This window comes from Morganella morganii, assembly GCF_019242955.1.
Taxonomy (GTDB): Bacteria; Pseudomonadota; Gammaproteobacteria; order Enterobacterales; family Enterobacteriaceae; genus Morganella; species Morganella sibonii.
Genome location: NZ_CP066129.1, coordinates 2,608,379 through 2,624,576, shown reverse-complemented (window position 1 = coordinate 2,624,576; position 16,198 = coordinate 2,608,379). Strand labels below are relative to the sequence as shown.

Below are 16,198 nucleotides of genomic sequence, written 5' to 3'. Positions count from 1 at the left end.
GATGCGTAAAAACATTCAGGCAGCTATTTTTGCACACGCAGAATGTGAATATCCCCGCGAGTGCTGCGGAGTAATAGCGCAAAAATCCCGTGTGGTGAAATACTTTCCCTGCCGCAATATCGCGGCTACGCCGGAAGAGCATTTTGTATTATCGCCGGAGGATTACGCGGCTGCTGAGGATTGGGGTACGGTGACCGGTATTGTGCACAGTCACCCGGATGCTACCACTCGGCCGTCAGAACTTGATAAAGCACACTGTGATGCTCTCGGTGTGCCGTGGTATATCGTCAGCTGGCCGGAGGGGGATCTGCGGACTGTTCAGCCACGCGGTGAGCTGCCATTACTCGGTCGGCCGTTTGTGCTCGGGTTTACCGACTGCTGGGGGCTGGTCATGAGCTGGTTCCGGCAGGAACGTGGCATTGAACTGCCGGATTACCGGGTGGATTACCCCTGGTGGGAGCAGGGTGAGAACCGTTACGCCGATAACTGGCGGGAAGCGGGATTTATTCAGGTTGACGACCCGCAACCCGGTAATGTCATCGTGATGCAGGTACAGGCACCGGTTGCCAATCATGCCGGTATTTTATTGCCTGACAACATGCTTCTGCATCACTTATACGGTCACCTGAGTCAGCGGGTGCCGTATGGTGGTTACTGGCGTGACCGTACAGTGATGGTACTGCGTCATGAGCAACTGATATGACCCGCTCCGGCGGCTTTTTTTACGGGTGAAATATGTCACAGGAAATTATGGTGAAAATTGTACTCGGCGGTGTGCTGGGTAAAACCTTTGGCAAAATACATCAGCGCCTGGTCAGCACAACCTCCGAAGCGGTCCGTGCTTTATGCTGCACAATTCCCGGGTTTGAACGCTATCTGAATACCAGTAAATCCCGCGGCTTAACGTATGCGGTATTTCGAGGTAAAAAAAATATCGGGGTGGATGACCTCGTTTTTCCGGTGACGGATGATGTTATCCGGATTGTGCCTGTTGTGATCGGCAGCAAACGCGGGGGATTGCTGCAGGTTATTTTCGGCGCGGTGATGGTGGCTGCTGCGTTCTGGACAGGCGGTGCGTCAGTGGCGGCATGGGGAGCGATGCATACCGGGCTGGCCATGACCGGCGTATCCATGATGCTGGGCGGTATAATCCAGATGTTGTCCCCGCAGCCGGGCGGACTTGCCATGAAAGACCAGGGCGAAAATAAGCCATCATATGCATTCGGTGCGCCGGTGAACACCGTTTCTCAGGGCTATCCGGTACCGATCGGTTATGGTAAGCGCCGCATAGGCGGCGCGGTTATCTCAGCCGGAATTTACGTCGAAGATCAGCAGTAACTTTCCCTTCAGTTATTCAGCAGGAAATCCACAATGACACAAATCACAGGCCGCAAAGGTGGCGGTGGCAGCCCGCGCACGCCCGTCGAACAACCGGATGATTTACAGTCCGTTGCCAAAGCTAAATTGCTGATCGCTCTCGGGGAAGGTGAATTTGCCGGTGAGCTGACCGGGAAGAATATCTTTCTGGATGGTACGCCGCTGCTGAACGCTGACGGGTCGGAAAACTTTCCCGGTGTGGTGTGGGAATACCGCCCCGGTACCCAGGCGCAAACCTATATTCAGGGGATGCCGGCGGCGGAGAATGAAATCACGGTTGGTACCACCATGCAGAGCAGCACACCGTGGGCGCATGCGTTTACTAACCCGCAGTTGTCTGCGGTCCGCGTCCGCCTGAAATGGCCGTCCCTGTTCCGCCAGGAGGATAACGGGGATATGGTCGGTAACGAGGTGAAATACGCCATTGATCTGCAAACTGACGGTGGTAGTTGGAAAACCGTTGTGGACGGACGGGTGAAGGGCAAAACCACGTCAGGTTATGAGCGGACTCATCGTATTGATCTGCCGCAGTCGGCCACATCGTGGACACTGCGGGTGCGGAAAATCACTGAAGATGCCAACAGTGCCAAAATCGGTGACACCATGGTGCTGCAGAGTTACACCGAGGTGATTGATGCCAAATTGAGGTATCCGCATACCGCGCTGTTGTATATTGAGTTTGACTCAAAACAGTTTAACGGCTCTATCCCGCAGGTCACCTGTGAGCCGAAAATGCGTATTATCCGTGTACCGTCAAACTATGACCCGGGGCACCGGACATATTCTGGTACCTGGGACGGTTCGTTTAAATGGGCATGGACTAATAACCCGGCCTGGATATTTTACGATATCGTGGTTTCCGATCGCTTCGGCCTCGGCGACCGCATCAAAATGCAGAATATCGATAAGTGGGAGCTGTACCGGGTTGCGCAGTATTGTGATCAGCTGGTGCCGGATGGTAAGGGCGGCAGCGGTACCGAACCGCGTTATGTCTGTGACGTGTATGTGCAGGATCGCAATGAAGCCTATACCGTGCTGCGTGATTTTTCTGCCATTTTCCGGGGTATGATCTACTGGGGCGGCAACCAGATTATCACCCTGGCGGATATGCCGCGTGATATTGATTACAGCTACACCAAAGCCAACGTGCTCGACGGTCGTTTCACCTATTCCGGCAGCAGCAGTAAGGCCCGTTATTCCTCTGCACTGGTGTCGTACTCAGATCCGCTGAACGGTTATGCCGATGCGATGGAGCCGGTGTTTGAAAATGAGCTGGTTTACCGGTTCGGTTTTAATCAGCTGGAAATGACCGCTATCGGCTGTACCCGCCAGTCAGAGGCCAACCGCAAAGGCCGTTGGGGCATCCTCACCAACAACAAAGACCGCGTAGTGACATTCGGTGTGGGACTGGACGGCAATATCCCGCAGCCGGGCTACATCATTGCGGTGGCGGATGAAAACCTGTCCGGGAAAGTCACCGGCGGCCGCGTCAGGGCTGTGAATGGCCGGAGTATCACACTCGACCGCAAACCGGATGCCGCGCCGGGTGACCGGCTGATGCTGAACCTGCCGTCCGGTAAATCACAGGCCCGCACCATTCAGATGGTCACGGATAACGTGCTCACCGTTACCACGGAATACAGCGAAACGCCGGAACCGGAATGTGTCTGGGTGACGGAGTCAGACGAGCTGTACGCCCAGCAGTACCGGGTGGTGAGCGTGACTGAAAATGATGACGGCACGTTCACGATATCGGCGGCGATGCATGATCCGGACAAGTACGACCGGATAGACACCGGCGCGGTGCTCGATGAACGGCCAATCAGTGTTATTCCGCCAGGTAACCAGTTCCCGCCGAAAGATATCACCATCAGCTCTTACTCTGTCGTTAACCAGGGGATCAGCGTCGAAACCATGCAGGTTACCTGGTCACCGGCAGAGAACGCGATTGCCTACGAGGCGCAGTGGCGGCGTGATGACGGCAACTGGATCAATGTGCCGCGCAATGCCACCACCTCGTTTGACGTGGCCGGGGTGTATTCAGGCCGCTACCTGGTACGGGTCAGGGCGATTAACGCGGCGGAAATTTCCAGCGGCTGGGGATATTCAGAGGAGACCCGGCTGACCGGGAAAGTGGGTGATCCGCCGATGCCGCTGAACTTCCGGGCATCCACACTGGTATTCGGGATCAAACTGAACTGGGAGTTCGGGAAATTCACGGAGGACACCCTGAAAACTGAAATTCAGTACAGCAAAACCAACGATGGTCAGAATCTGTTACTGCTGGCCGATGTGCCGTACCCGTCCCGCTCTCATGAGCTTGCCGGTCTGGCCGCCGGTACCGCGTTTTATTTCCGTGCCCGCCTGGTAGATAAAACCGGCAATCAGTCCCCCTGGACTGAGTTTGTGCGCGGTGTGGCCGAGTTCGACGCATCGACCATTATTGATGAAGTGGCTGCCGGACTGGGTGATTCCCAAATCATCAAAGACCTGCAGTCGCAGGCGGATGATAACTTCGAGGCCATCATCAATAACGCCAACAACGCATACGGACAGTGGGGCTACTGGCAGCGCGAAACCGGTTCGATGAAAGCCGAAATTATCGAAGTCCGCAACTACACCGTCACTGAAACCACCGCACTTGCAGAGAAACTGGATGCAGTTAAGGTGACCGCAGACGACAGCTTTGCCATCGCACAGAACTCTATCCGCGCGCAGTGGGACATGGCCGCCGGTGAAGCATCAGTGGTTCACGATATGAAAGTCCGCATTCATTACAACGGTGAGGACTATTCCGCCGGTATGGTCATCGGAGCAGAGTTGAAAGGCGGAGAGGTGAACACGCTTATCGGTTTTAACGCACAGAAATTCGCGTTTTATAACCCGTCCAGCAAATCCATGGATCTGTTTATGTACATGGAGGGCGGGCAGATCTTTATGCGTGAAGCATTTATCAATAAGGCCTGGCTTAATGAAGTTGTCGTTACTGACAAAATGCAGTCGGAGAACTATGTGCCGGGTAAACAGGGTTTTATTCTGGATGCAAAAACAAACAAATTTGAAATGAACTCAAATGATAGAAGCGGTGGGTTAACTTTTGATGGTTCAGGTCTTTATTTACGGGACGAACACGGAAATCTAAAAATAGAAATAGCACTGAAATAGCAAACCGGAATTAATATATGGCGAAGAAACCCGTTTTTAATGTATATTACGATACCGGTGAGATAGATAATATTATAGATTCTCTTGTATTTGTTATTCACTCGGAAAAGGTTGATTTTTCAAAAACAAGTATGTCGTTTGACAGTCGTTACCTGAAAGGTGGTGAAAGGATAATAGCCGTTCCTATAGTGACTCATCGTTCAGAAATGAATGGAAATTACCCTACGGTAACAAATGTAAAAGTAAACGGTAACACGGTAACGTGGGCATATGAGCATGACAGCGGTATGGCAAGTGCCACGGTGCCGATAATTCACGTATTTAAACTGATGGGGAGGTGACCGTGAGGCCTGTTATATCCGTGAATGGCGCCGAGGTCGGAATATTATCATCAGTCACCTACGTACTTGAAAAAATACTGGATATGAGTAAGGAGGGCATTAAAGAGCCTGGCCTGTATGATTTTTTACGTGCTGAGTACAACGTTATATACCCAGAAATGTGGGACAGGTATATTATTTTTCATCGGGATGCGCGAACTACGGGTATTGGTTCTAATATGGTTCGTCACGGATGGGATATTAAAAAGTTGAGGTTTCTGTCAGCCGAATCAGTGAATATCTATATATACAGACCAATAGTAGCCTCAGATATAGATACGAAAACTAAAGTGAATATTTTTAATGAAGAAAATAAACTATTTTACTCATCAGGAAAATTTCCGCTCCGGATAAAAACAATCATATCAGATCTGACGTATGCCGGAACGATACTGGACCCACAGAAACCACTAGATTACCGCAGTGGGCATACGGGCTGTATGGTGCTCAGTTATATCTCAACATCATTTGAAATCAGTTTCGGCGGCTTCGTATTTGGCTACGGGGTAACCCGTGACGGTTATGTAACGAGAGCATCAAATCTGGTCGGTCTTGGCGGAGGGGGCGCGTATGCGAATGATATAGGTTGCATTGTTGCTTATGCCCCTGATGCATATCCGCGATGGAAATGAATAACCAAAATAACCGCTCCGGCGGTTTTTTTATGCCTGAATTTAAGGATACCCCATGATTTATACAGACGGCACCATAACCATTAACACCGGTTCACCGATTGTGACCGGCACCGGTACACAGTGGAAAAAGAATATTCACGGTGTGGCTCCCGGCCAGCTCATCAGCATCGAGAACGGCACAGCGTCGGTCAGCATGATGATTCGCGCGGTAAACAGCGATACCGAACTGGTGTTGTCATTCAATGCCCCGGTGACGCTCAGCAGCGCGAAATACTCCATCGCCACCACGGTACCGGATACCATTTCAGATGCGGCCCGCACCATGTCAGCCAATCAGGGCTATATCGTTTACTTTCTCCAGGCAATGCAGCAGTGGATGACAGACACCGGCCAGGTGGAAATTGAACTGCCGAACGGTCAGAAGGTGACGCTGGAGGATGTAACAGGGCTGGCTTCACAGGAATGGGTCAAAACTGTATTGTTTGGTGTGGGTGACAAAACGGCAAAAGCATCCGGGATAATGAATCCCGATAATACAATGTGGTGGGGTGCGCATAATGATAATCTGTATGCGAAGCAAGATGGAAAAAATTATAATGTTTTACAGATAGATAAAAATGATGCAGTAACTGTAATGGGGAAACTGGACTTAAAATCATTAGGGCATTACACATCCTTCAAAATGTGGAGATTGGATAATACAGGTGTTTTATTACAGACGAGTCCATATAAAGAGGGAATTGATGGTAGTTCCTCTATCACGTTAGTAGAGCAGGATTCAGCAGGTAAAAATGTTAATTCCTGGACATTTGCAAGAGAGGGAAATGGAGGAACTGTTGCATCAAGACAATGGGTTAATAAATTTGCATCTGTAAATAGCGATTCATCGAATAGATTCACCTCACCGGGTATGGGAGCTGGTTTTATTGCGCGTGATGATGGGCGTTTGGGATTATATAATTACATTGTTGGTGGATACTCCGTAGAGTTTTCAATTACCAGAGATGCTCAGTTTTATGGTTCAGTTAAATCTATTAGTCAAACAGGCACAAATACCAACTTTGAAGCAAGTTCTCCGGATAATAAGCGAAAGGTAGGTTTATGGGCGTATAATAGCCCGGAGGGTGGGTCTAACGGACAATGCCTGATAGCAGCATATAGCAATGGGTCATGGAGCAATATTCAATTACAGGATGTCGGGTCTGGAAAAATGGCTGTCATTGGTGGCAATACTGCATTTGATGGCAGTGGCTATCTTAAAAGGTCATCCCCTATCATCCAAATATTTCCGGATGGTAATTACGACACCAACGATGAATCCGCTGGTGCAGAAGTCCGCCGTACCGGCACCGGCCAATATCACATTACCGGCATTCTCGGTTATAACTCAGATGGTGCATGGGGCGTAAACGGTGGTATCTCGGTACCGAAAGACAATAACGGCCTTGAACTGGTTTATGTAGATGACCGCGTACTGGAAGACGGCAGTATCATCATCGAAACCTGTCACCGGCAGCATGCGCACTTACCGGAGCGTTTCCAGAACTGGCGGCTGAAAGAGATCACCCCGGAAGGTGAGCGAGTTTTCTATCAGGACGGCGAACCGTGTGATCTGCCGGAATCAACCCGCCTCGATGTTCGTGTTGAAATGCCGCAGGGCTCAGTGTGGAATGTGAAGCAGTGTGAACTGGCTGAACAGATGGAGCGTGAGCAGGCAGAACGTGAAGTACAGGGAGCAGCAGAGCAGGCCGGAGACTCAGAGGAATAAAACAAAGCCGCGCTGGTGGATGTCCGGCGTGGCAATCCGGACAGACCGTTCTGTGCCAGGATCAGGCGTTATGAAAAAAGTAATAAGTAATTTCGAGTCAGGTCATTAGTATTCAAAGGAAACTCCAGTCATAGCTTTTAAGAATCGGCAAAGGTCATTCCCAGCATCCTCAATCGTATGAAAACTAGCAGAGTCTACACATCCGGATTCTCGCTCATTAAGATGCGCAATGAATGCTGGTGTTGGATCTTGTCCTGTTAAGCTTCTGAATCTGACAGCATCAACACGCCAGCGATACATTTCTCCATACCGCTGAACTCCCCTGATACCTGTGCTGGTGTTGCTCGTTGCTTTAATGGAAATTGACATAACGGATTTTCTATTACGTGGAATGGCAGTCATCACTGCATAGTTTTCGTAAAATTTTTCTGCGCATTTTATAGCAGAATCGCTACTGCTTTGATAGCAGTGTTTATTATAGTTTGCTGCTGTAATTTCATCCCACAAGAGACAGCCGCTCCTCGCCCGCAGCGGACCTTCAATGTCACGTGTCCGTCTGCTATGTGCCAGGAGCAGACATTACTAGCATCAGTCTATATTAATCAACTGGGAGAAGGCCATGACGAACGAGAAAAAGAGGCCTTCCACCCTCAGTAATGATCTACGCACTGAACCAAACGCGAACTTAACTTAACTTATTCAAGTATAAAAACAATATGAAGAAATTAATCATCAATCTTGATTAAAGCTGCCTTCCTTTTGTTGCAGAATATATATGAGTTGTTCTGAAAGTTTGATATCTCCCATGATTTGAGCGGCTTGTGCTCCGATACGATATAGATTCCAAGGGCAGTCGCTTTTAATCACCTTTTTAAGGTAGGGATTAATCCATTTCCAAAGCTGTTTGTTTTTGAAATCAAGATGTTCTATTTGGATATTGTCATTCAATTTCAATGCTTTTTCATGCTGTTGAATAACAAGCTTTGTGGCGTTCATCAAAATAAATTTACTTAAATTGACTTGAAGCCATTGCTGGTCTTCATAGACGCTGCTCTCAAACAGAGGAATAATTTGTTGCATTGATTTTTCAGCCTGATCTGTGCAGCCGGCTTCAAGGCGCTTTTCTAGCAAGGCGTCTAGCTTACTACATTTGTCCCGTAGTGAACCGTTTTGAATGGTTAAATCTGTCAACATTTGTAAGGCTTGTATTTCTCCTTGTGTATTACCTCTATCTCTTTCCATATAGCGCCATGTGGATAGGTTTTGAGCGTTCCATTGCGTCTGCTGCTCTTTCCAAATGTCAATGAGCTCAGACATGGCCTCGTGTTCTTTAAGCTGATTCAAAATCTCAATACACTCCTGAATGTCTCTCAGCTTGTAAACGTCACGTTCGCGTTTTGGTCGTCCTGCTTCAAATCCACAATGACAGTCAAAATTGGCTTCTTTGACCTGCTCAAATAACAACTGATCAGCATCATGGCCGTAGGCTTGCAACAACTGGACTAAAATCTCTACGGTACTGCCTATACCTTGAAAACTATTTGTCTTGCGGTCTTTAATTTCTTCTTTCAGTAAATTGCGAATGAGTTCTTCTACACCTTCTTGGCCATCTAATTCAGGCGTAAACTGTAAACCACGTGCAATATGATGCCTAGCATCATAGTTGGCATCGTAAGTTCCGTAATCTTTGTGTTGTGCTTTACAGTAAGTGTAGGGAGTTAAATCACCTGTTTTCAATATCTCTAAAACTTCTTGGCGATATTTGTTGATGATGGCTTGCGTTATTTTGTAAAAATTATCTAGAGGCATAGGAAGAAACACCATTTAGTTTTTTATAAGACAAACTGTACACTTTGGTGATTGGTTTGCCAAGTTCAGCCAAAACTACCAAGATTTAAGCGCTAGTTGTCATCTGGTATGGTCTTAAAACCCGCAATCACGGGTTTTTTATACGTGATGTTCATCAATTTCCTTATTAACAACTTGCCCGGATGTCATATCAGGCGTTAACTATAGCGATTGATGGTTTGCTTAAGGTACTGGTATGAAAAAGAACGATCTGATTGATTATATTCAGCATAACTACGGCACACCCCCTGATTATCCGTGGATTAAATATCCGGATTATGCCGTATTCAGGCACCGGGGGAATGCCAGGTGGTTTGCTCTTATTATGTCAGTATCTGCTGATAAAATAGGTGCCGGAGATGCAAAGACTATGGCGGATATTATTAATGTTAAGGTCGCGCCCGAACTGGTGGGTTCTCTCCGCTTAAAGGAGGGCGTCTATCCTGCGTATCATATGAACAAAGAACATTGGGTTACAATAATACTGGATGACAAGTTTAACAGCGGGGAACTGAAATCACTGATTGATGATAGTTACAGACTGACGCAATAAGCGTTATATGTGTATCACATTATTTATAAGCTAACATCCCGTATTTACGGGATTTTTTTGTTATACATCTCATTCTGTAAAGAAGCGTAAACTATATATTGAAAATTCAGACACTATCCTTATATAGATAACGTACCCGGATAAGAGTAATTACCGGATAAGAAAAGCAGTGGTATATAATCAATAGTAAATTGAAATACTGAAGGAGGAATTATGCAGAACATTAGTTCTTTTTCATTATTTCCGGCATTATCTGACAGCTTGCTGTCAACGCGTTTTGATCAGATGGATCGTTTATTCAGCCAGCTTACGGGCAACAGACCAATAACCTCAGAACATCCGTACAATCTGAAGCAATTAAATGATGCGCGATATCAGCTGACGGTTAGTGTTCCCGGCTACAGGGAAGATGAGCTTGAGGTATCACTGAAAGGAGGCAAGCTCAGTATTCAGGGCAAACAGCCTGCTGAAGTGGTTAATGAATCAGAGAAATGGGTACATCAGGGGATAGTAAAAAGCCAGTTTTCATTAGAATTTAACCTTGGTAAGAATGTTAAAATCCAAAATGCAGAGTTATCCTGCGGATTATTGACATTGGATATAGAGTATGAAATTCCGGAAGAAGAAAAACCACAGTTAATCGCTATTGAAAATAAAGATACCAAGGCTTAATTTTTGATTCTGTTTACCCTGTGGAAACTGTCAGACCGGCGGGTTCCGCAGGGCTTGAAAATGACAATATTGATACGATATATATAGTGCGCTGTTGTTAATAGTATTTATGTGGATTAAAGGTATATATAACAACAGTGCAAGCCTCACTTCGGTGAGGCTTTGAGATTGCTGACAAAGCAGGATAAAACGTGGTTTTTCCTGCTTTGTGTTATCAGCCGAAAATCAATAAATTGATTTTCCTGGTTTATTTTTACAACCTCTGTTGGTCGTCGCCAACCCCTGCGGGTTTGTCAACGGCCAGAAGCCTCACTTCGGTGAGGCTTTTTTATTATCAGATTATCTGTTTTTAGTGATGTGATAATTTTGTTTTTATATGCAGGGTAAACAAGTCAAATAGCTTTGCTTATTGATTTTTCGACAGCTCTGCACTCAGGGCTGATTCCATCGACCTGATCTATTTTCCCGGGCTGGTTCCCTTCCGGTGTATCCATTTTAATAACGCATACATTTTGTTCCGGCTGGTGCCTGGTTTTTGGTGAACAGCCCGCTACCAGGAAAAAGGAGACGACAAATAATAATGCCTTGGTTTTGTGCATATAAACAGTCCTGTATTGCAAAGTGTCAGTGCTTAATGCTATCAGAGTAACAGCATGAAATAAAAAATATTTTATACATTCTGACTCATTTTAACGCCTTTAAAACATATCACCCGGTTACGGTATTTTCCTGTTAATTATCCGGCGGCGGATAATTAACAGAAAAGCGAGTACTGAAAGACATTCAGCGGATGCAAAGCAGCCGGAATAATGCCTGACGACCGGAGCATCAGCAGCGTAAATCACTATACTGTTTTGCTTTCCTTTTGCGCCAGTATGTCCGGAAGATTTATTTCTATCCAGTCTGCCAGCATAGCGACTTTTTCACTTATCTGTTCACCGGAACCGGTCAGTGTATATTCGACGTGGGGCGGTAATACCGGATATGACATGCGATTAATAAAGCCATCCTGTTCCAGCGCCTGTAACGACTGAGCTAACATTTTCTCACTTATTCCGCCAATTTTGCGTCGTAAGTCGCTGAAACGGTGTGTCCCGTCACGAAGGGAAATTAAAATCAGTATCCCCCAGCGGCTTGTTACATGTTTAAGAATTTCCCGGGAAGGGCACTGCGCGGCAAATAAATTACCGTCGCGTAACTGTTGGGATAATGTTGAAACTGCCACGTTACACTTACCTTTTTGTATGTACTTACTTTAAGTAAGTCTAGGTGTTATGTTAACGAAACACAAGTGATACATTAAGGAGCTATCTTATGATTGCGATTACCGGTGCGACAGGCCTCCTGGGCCAGCATGTTATTGAAAATCTTCTGCAAACAGTCCCGGCAGGCCAGATTGTGGCGATTGTCCGTAATCCGGCAAAAGGTGCATCCCTGAGCCGGAAAGGCATTTCTGTACGTCAGGCTGATTACAATGATGAAGCATCATTAATCAGGGCGTTACAGGGGATTGAGAAACTGCTTCTGATTTCCTCCAGCGAAATCGGGCAGCGTGTCACGCAGCATCGTAATGTGATTAATGCTGCAAAATCAGCCAATGTGAAATTTATTGCCTATACCAGTTTGTTACATGCCGATACCTCTCCGCTGGGTTTGCATACTGAGCATGTGGAAACAGAAAAAATGCTGGCTGATTCCGGTATCCTGTATACCCTTTTGCGCAATGGCTGGTATACGGAAAACTATCTGGCCAGTGTGCCTGCTGCGCTTGAGCATGGTGTCTTTATTGGTGCGGCCGGAGACGGAAAAATCGCTTCCGCTGCCAGAGCTGATTATGCGGCAGCTGCAGCCCGTGTTATCAGTGAAGACGGGCATGCGGGTAAGGTGTATGAGCTTGCCGGAGATGAGGCATGGACATTAAGCGACCTGGCGAAAGAACTGACTGAACAGAGCGGAAAGAATGTTGTGTATCAGAACTTAAGTCAGGCTGATTTTGTTGCTGCACTGAAAAATGCAGGCCTACCTGATGAGCTGTCTGAAATGCTTGCTGACTCTGATGTTGGTGCGTCCGGAGGAGGATTATTCGATGATAGTCATACTCTGAGCAAACTGATCGGGCGGCCAACAATAACACTTGCTGAGAGCATCAAAAGTATTCTGTAACTTCTCTTCCGGCAGAGTTTCTGCAGGCGCAGAGTACGGTATTTGCTGGTGGTAAATAAACACGATAACCGATGGCTATTATTAAAGCAGATACAACTGAAAAGAAAAAATAGCCCGGCTATTGCCGGGCAAATTAATAATGGAAGGGATACTTATGACTTCTGCAACCGAATATACCTGCCGAAAGTTAAACGAAATATAAACAAGTATAATTACCTGGCATCAGATTTGTAATTAAGTCTAATGTGGCGGATTCATCTTTTTATTGGTCATTAAGTTATAATCATAGATTTTTTGCAATAAATATCTTTCATTGGCAAATTATTATTCTGATTTGTTGATTTTTTGTCGATGGTTTTGTTTGTCAGTCAGCATATTATGCTTTACCCTTAATATATGTTTATTAGGAGGTTCATAATGAAAGATATTAATTTTATTGTAGGGCAGAACATCCGCGACTTAAGACACCGTAACGGCTTGACTACTAAGATGTTAGCCAAAATGTTGGGAGTATCACAACAACAGTTGTCAAGGTATGAACGGGGTGTTAATAAAATAGATGTCAGTGTTGTATTTAAGATAATAAATATATTTCACGTATCCTATGAATATCTGTTTCCTGAAACTGAGAATGATTATACTGAATCAATAAAAAGCTCCTTTGTCTATATGGAGCCTTTGGCAATCTGATAATACAGAAGGTATAGTCACAATGTTATTTATTACTAAAAAATAATGAGTATCATTCTTATTAAAATATAAGCAAAGTTATCTCTGACTATTCTCTTCGTGATGATGGTGCTGTGACAGTTATCAGCCGGGGTCGGGATACGAATAACAACAAATAGAAAGAGAGTACCGGAAAGGTCTGTTTTGTTAACTCTGCCGATACAGGAGCGTTGCAGATATCTTTCTCCGGATCTTTCTGTGGTGGTTATAACCTTATTAAGCTTGATGATAACTATCAGTATTCATTATAACCCGCTTCGGCGGGTTTTTATCGGGAAAATCTGTGCTGTCGTATCCCCTGCGCCTGCCGCAAATGTGGCTGCACAAAGATTATCACTGAACGTAGTGAGTACGGCACAGAAGATAGTATCTTTGCATGCCAATACCCCCCCGGAAACAGTTGACCCATAAAACCATCCGATATATAACCAGATATATATCGATTCCGGTGGGTAATAATGATGAAAAAGTATCTGATTGGTTTTATTGCTGTCGTTTTTTCATTTTCGGGCCAGGCGGCGAGAGAGTTTACAGATCAGCTGGGGTGCAAGGTTATTATTGATGATCATGTTGAGCGGGTGGCTGTTCTTCAGCATCAGACACTGAATTTACTGGTTCAGCTGGATGCGACGGACAAAATTGTGGGCGTGATGGGAAACTGGCGTGAGCAGCTTGGTCAAAATTATGAACGGCTGGTACCTGAATTAGTGAAAGTGCCCAATGTTGGTGATCTGAAAAGTGTCAATCTGGAAAGTCTGGTGCAGCTGAAACCGCAGGTGGTTTTTGTCACTAATTATGCGCCACAGGAAATGATCGATAAAATCACGCAGGTAGGTATTCCGGTTGTCGCCATTTCACTGCAGAAAGACAACAGCAGCCACGCCAAAAATAATGTGAATCCTGAGCTTGATAATGAAGAGCAAGCCTGCAATGACGGGTTGAAGGAAGGAATTACCCTGATTGGTGATATTGTTAATAAGCCGGACAATGCAAAAGAGCTGATTAAACAAACCTTTGACAGTAGAAATATAGTAATCCAACGTCTGAAAGATATTCCTGAAAATCAGCGTGTTCGTGCTTATATGGCTAATCCTGATTTAACCACTTACGGCTCAGGAAAATATACCGGTTTAATGATGCAGCATGCCGGCGCAATGAATGTCGCCGCCGCGACCATTAAAGGGTATAAACAGGTTTCTCTCGAGCAGGTTATCAGCTGGAACCCCGAAGTTATTTTTGTTCAGGATCGCTACCCTGGTGTTGTTGACGAAATTAATAATGATCCCCGCTGGTTGGTTATTGATGCAGTGAAAAATAAACGTGTTTATTTAATGCCGGAATATGCCAAAGCCTGGGGATATCCGATGCCGGAAGCGATGGCAATCGGTGAATTATGGATGGCTGCTAAATTGTATCCGCAGAAATTTGCCGATATTGATGTGGATGCGAAGGTGAATAACTGGTATCAGAAATTCTATCGTACTCACTATCAGGGTAGTCATTAATGCATATTATGGCGGCCGGCAGTCTGCGGGGAGTACTGACTGCTATTTTGGCCCGTTATTCCGGTAATAAAATACCACCGGTAACCTGTGATTTTGGTCCGGCCGGTTTATTGCGGAAAAAAATTGAATCCGGGGTAAAGTGCGATCTGTTTTTGTCTGCGGATCGGACACATCCGGAAGCATTACTCCGGAATAAGGTAGCATTCAGGGTTGAGCCTTTTATTGTCAATTACTTAGGAATTACTACCACCACTGAATTAGCCGGACAGTATCCTGACTGGCAGCAATTACTTCGTGCACCGGATTTAATTATCGGTACTTCCACGCCGGTTGATGACCCCTGCGGCGATTATGTGGTGCAGCTTTATTCTGAACTCAGTAAAACCGATCCGGAACTGGCGAAGAATATCCGTAATCGTACACGACATCTGGCGGGCGGAAAAAATTCTCCGGTGATCCCTGCGGGACAAATGGCCTCTCAGTGGCTGATTCATTCTCATCAGGCAGATATATTTATTGGTTACCGGCACTATCAGAAAAAAGCGTCAGAACTTCCCGGGCTGGCGACAATAGCTATCCCGGAGGCGCATAATATCAAAGCAATATATTGTATGGCCTTAATATCACCGGTAGCACAGACCTTTGCTGATTATCTGTTACAGACTGAATCACAACAGATTTTTATTGAAAATGGTTTTATGTCTCTTAGCTGAAGAAACTAAAAAAGCGGCTAAAAATATGACAGAAAATGTTATAGTAAAACAGCCGGATAAAACCAATATGTTAAGAATTCAACCTGAAGACCGGGGCTGAGAGTGAAAGGAAAAAACGTTATTATTGTTCACGGTTATACTGCATCACCGGCAGATAACTGGTTTCCGTGGTTAAAAAAAGAGCTGGAATTGCTTGGTGCCACAGTTGCCGTTCCTGCGATGCCGGAACCGCATTCTCCTGATCCGCAAAAATGGCAGCAATGCCTTATCAGCAACAATATAACAGCGGATGAAAATACGATTTTTGTCGGGCACAGTCTTGGTTGTATTACTGTATTGCGATATATCGCTGAACATATTCCTGAAGGGACAAAACCGGGTGGCTATATTTTAGTCTCCGGTTTTGATTGCAGTCAGGAGACACTACCTGAGCTGGATGCTCATGTTCAGTATCCTCTGAATTATACTAAACTGACTGATATTTCCGGTAAACGAATATCAGTCATATCGTCTGACGATTGGGTGGTCAGCCCGCAGGCATCTGTAATGCTGGCGGAGTCGTTGCAGACTCAGGTTATTATTGAAAACAACGCCGGACATTTTCTGGACAGGGAAGGGTATACGGAGTTTCCGGCGCTGCTTAATATATTCAGGACTGTTTTTTGATCCGGGAAGAATACAGTGTGGTTT

The 16,198-nt window shown here is 45.9% G+C and carries 17 protein-coding genes; 13 read left to right on the top strand and 4 right to left on the bottom strand.

Annotation, left to right across the window (positions count from 1 at the left end):
- Position 1: 1 nt before the first annotated feature.
- From JC793_RS12235 to JC793_RS19625, 6 genes are read left to right on the top strand one after another with little or no spacing between them, the layout of a single operon-like run.
- Positions 2-703 (top strand): C40 family peptidase, encoded by a 702-nt coding sequence (locus JC793_RS12235; RefSeq protein ID WP_218428424.1) that lies wholly within the window; start codon positions 2-4, stop codon positions 701-703.
- A gap of 32 nt (positions 704-735) precedes the next feature.
- The gene (locus tag JC793_RS12230; RefSeq protein ID WP_049245947.1) at positions 736-1,338 is read left to right on the top strand and encodes a tail assembly protein; all 603 of its coding nucleotides are present in this window, start codon (positions 736-738) and stop codon (positions 1,336-1,338) included.
- A 33-nt stretch (positions 1,339-1,371) separates the two neighbouring features.
- Positions 1,372-4,542: a TipJ family phage tail tip protein gene (locus tag JC793_RS12225; protein ID WP_218426302.1), complete on the top strand. Its 3,171-nt coding sequence runs from the start codon at positions 1,372-1,374 to the stop codon at positions 4,540-4,542.
- Positions 4,543-4,559: 17 nt separating this feature from the next.
- Complete coding sequence (locus JC793_RS12220) at positions 4,560-4,883, top strand: hypothetical protein (protein ID WP_218426301.1); 324 nt, start codon at positions 4,560-4,562, stop codon at positions 4,881-4,883.
- A 2-nt stretch (positions 4,884-4,885) separates the two neighbouring features.
- Positions 4,886-5,554, top strand: a complete 669-nt coding sequence (locus tag JC793_RS12215) for a hypothetical protein (RefSeq protein WP_218426300.1) — start codon at positions 4,886-4,888, stop codon at positions 5,552-5,554.
- Between the two features lie 55 nt (positions 5,555-5,609).
- Positions 5,610-7,325 (top strand): phage tail fiber protein, encoded by a 1,716-nt coding sequence (locus JC793_RS19625; RefSeq protein ID WP_247717243.1) that lies wholly within the window; start codon positions 5,610-5,612, stop codon positions 7,323-7,325.
- Between the two features lie 105 nt (positions 7,326-7,430).
- Here JC793_RS19625 and JC793_RS12205 read toward each other — a convergent pair whose 3' ends face one another.
- Both JC793_RS12205 and JC793_RS12200 read right to left on the bottom strand, forming a co-directional pair.
- Entirely contained in the window at positions 7,431-7,832 is a 402-nt protein-coding gene (locus JC793_RS12205; protein ID WP_218426299.1) for a hypothetical protein, read from the bottom strand.
- 225 nt (positions 7,833-8,057) lie between these two features.
- Positions 8,058-9,134 carry a hypothetical protein gene (locus JC793_RS12200; protein WP_218426298.1) on the bottom strand — a complete coding sequence of 359 codons (1,077 nt, stop codon included), beginning with the start codon at positions 9,132-9,134 and terminating at the stop codon, positions 8,058-8,060.
- Positions 9,135-9,369: 235 nt separating this feature from the next.
- Between JC793_RS12200 and JC793_RS12195 the strand changes: the two genes are divergently transcribed.
- Together JC793_RS12195 and JC793_RS12190 are read left to right on the top strand one after the other, a co-directional pair.
- Positions 9,370-9,726: an MmcQ/YjbR family DNA-binding protein gene (locus JC793_RS12195; protein WP_218426297.1), complete on the top strand. Its 357-nt coding sequence runs from the start codon at positions 9,370-9,372 to the stop codon at positions 9,724-9,726.
- 213 nt (positions 9,727-9,939) lie between these two features.
- A complete protein-coding gene (locus JC793_RS12190) occupies positions 9,940-10,398 on the top strand; it encodes an Hsp20 family protein (RefSeq protein WP_218426296.1) in 459 nt (152 codons plus the stop codon).
- Positions 10,399-10,790: 392 nt separating this feature from the next.
- Here JC793_RS12190 and JC793_RS12185 read toward each other — a convergent pair whose 3' ends face one another.
- Positions 10,791-10,997 (bottom strand): thiamine biosynthesis protein ApbE, encoded by a 207-nt coding sequence (locus JC793_RS12185; RefSeq protein WP_166708145.1) that lies wholly within the window; start codon positions 10,995-10,997, stop codon positions 10,791-10,793.
- Between the two features lie 245 nt (positions 10,998-11,242).
- Positions 11,243-11,623: a winged helix-turn-helix transcriptional regulator gene (locus JC793_RS12180; protein WP_218426295.1), complete on the bottom strand. Its 381-nt coding sequence runs from the start codon at positions 11,621-11,623 to the stop codon at positions 11,243-11,245.
- Positions 11,624-11,712: 89 nt separating this feature from the next.
- Between JC793_RS12180 and JC793_RS12175 the strand changes: the two genes are divergently transcribed.
- From JC793_RS12175 to JC793_RS12155, 5 genes are all read left to right on the top strand, one after another.
- Positions 11,713-12,561 carry an SDR family oxidoreductase gene (locus JC793_RS12175; RefSeq protein WP_218426294.1) on the top strand — a complete coding sequence of 283 codons (849 nt, stop codon included), beginning with the start codon at positions 11,713-11,715 and terminating at the stop codon, positions 12,559-12,561.
- A 417-nt stretch (positions 12,562-12,978) separates the two neighbouring features.
- A complete protein-coding gene (locus JC793_RS12170) occupies positions 12,979-13,251 on the top strand; it encodes a helix-turn-helix domain-containing protein (RefSeq protein WP_247716637.1) in 273 nt (90 codons plus the stop codon).
- A gap of 497 nt (positions 13,252-13,748) precedes the next feature.
- On the top strand, positions 13,749-14,795 hold the full coding sequence (locus JC793_RS12165) for an ABC transporter substrate-binding protein (RefSeq protein ID WP_218426293.1): 1,047 nt from the start codon (positions 13,749-13,751) through the stop codon (positions 14,793-14,795).
- Positions 14,795-15,508: a substrate-binding domain-containing protein gene (locus JC793_RS12160; protein ID WP_218426292.1), complete on the top strand. Its 714-nt coding sequence runs from the start codon at positions 14,795-14,797 to the stop codon at positions 15,506-15,508. The genes JC793_RS12165 and JC793_RS12160 overlap by 1 nt, the downstream gene beginning before the upstream one ends.
- A gap of 102 nt (positions 15,509-15,610) precedes the next feature.
- Positions 15,611-16,174 (top strand): RBBP9/YdeN family alpha/beta hydrolase, encoded by a 564-nt coding sequence (locus JC793_RS12155; protein ID WP_218426291.1) that lies wholly within the window; start codon positions 15,611-15,613, stop codon positions 16,172-16,174.
- Positions 16,175-16,198 lie beyond the last annotated feature (24 nt).

What these genes read in the sequence shown, in the direction of transcription:
- JC793_RS12235 (WP_218428424.1), top strand. Translation starts at nt 2, where the DNA reads ATGCGTAAAAACATTCAGGCAGCTATTTTTGCACACGCAGAATGTGAA.
- JC793_RS12230 (WP_049245947.1), top strand. Translation starts at nt 736, where the DNA reads ATGTCACAGGAAATTATGGTGAAAATTGTACTCGGCGGTGTGCTGGGT.
- JC793_RS12225 (WP_218426302.1), top strand. Translation starts at nt 1,372, where the DNA reads ATGACACAAATCACAGGCCGCAAAGGTGGCGGTGGCAGCCCGCGCACG.
- JC793_RS12220 (WP_218426301.1), top strand. Translation starts at nt 4,560, where the DNA reads ATGGCGAAGAAACCCGTTTTTAATGTATATTACGATACCGGTGAGATA.
- JC793_RS19625 (WP_247717243.1), top strand. Translation starts at nt 5,610, where the DNA reads ATGATTTATACAGACGGCACCATAACCATTAACACCGGTTCACCGATT.
- JC793_RS12200 (WP_218426298.1), bottom strand. Translation starts at nt 9,134, where the DNA reads ATGCCTCTAGATAATTTTTACAAAATAACGCAAGCCATCATCAACAAA.
- JC793_RS12195 (WP_218426297.1), top strand. Translation starts at nt 9,370, where the DNA reads ATGAAAAAGAACGATCTGATTGATTATATTCAGCATAACTACGGCACA.
- JC793_RS12190 (WP_218426296.1), top strand. Translation starts at nt 9,940, where the DNA reads ATGCAGAACATTAGTTCTTTTTCATTATTTCCGGCATTATCTGACAGC.
- JC793_RS12185 (WP_166708145.1), bottom strand. Translation starts at nt 10,997, where the DNA reads ATGCACAAAACCAAGGCATTATTATTTGTCGTCTCCTTTTTCCTGGTA.
- JC793_RS12175 (WP_218426294.1), top strand. Translation starts at nt 11,713, where the DNA reads ATGATTGCGATTACCGGTGCGACAGGCCTCCTGGGCCAGCATGTTATT.
- JC793_RS12170 (WP_247716637.1), top strand. Translation starts at nt 12,979, where the DNA reads ATGAAAGATATTAATTTTATTGTAGGGCAGAACATCCGCGACTTAAGA.
- JC793_RS12165 (WP_218426293.1), top strand. Translation starts at nt 13,749, where the DNA reads ATGATGAAAAAGTATCTGATTGGTTTTATTGCTGTCGTTTTTTCATTT.
- JC793_RS12160 (WP_218426292.1), top strand. Translation starts at nt 14,795, where the DNA reads ATGCATATTATGGCGGCCGGCAGTCTGCGGGGAGTACTGACTGCTATT.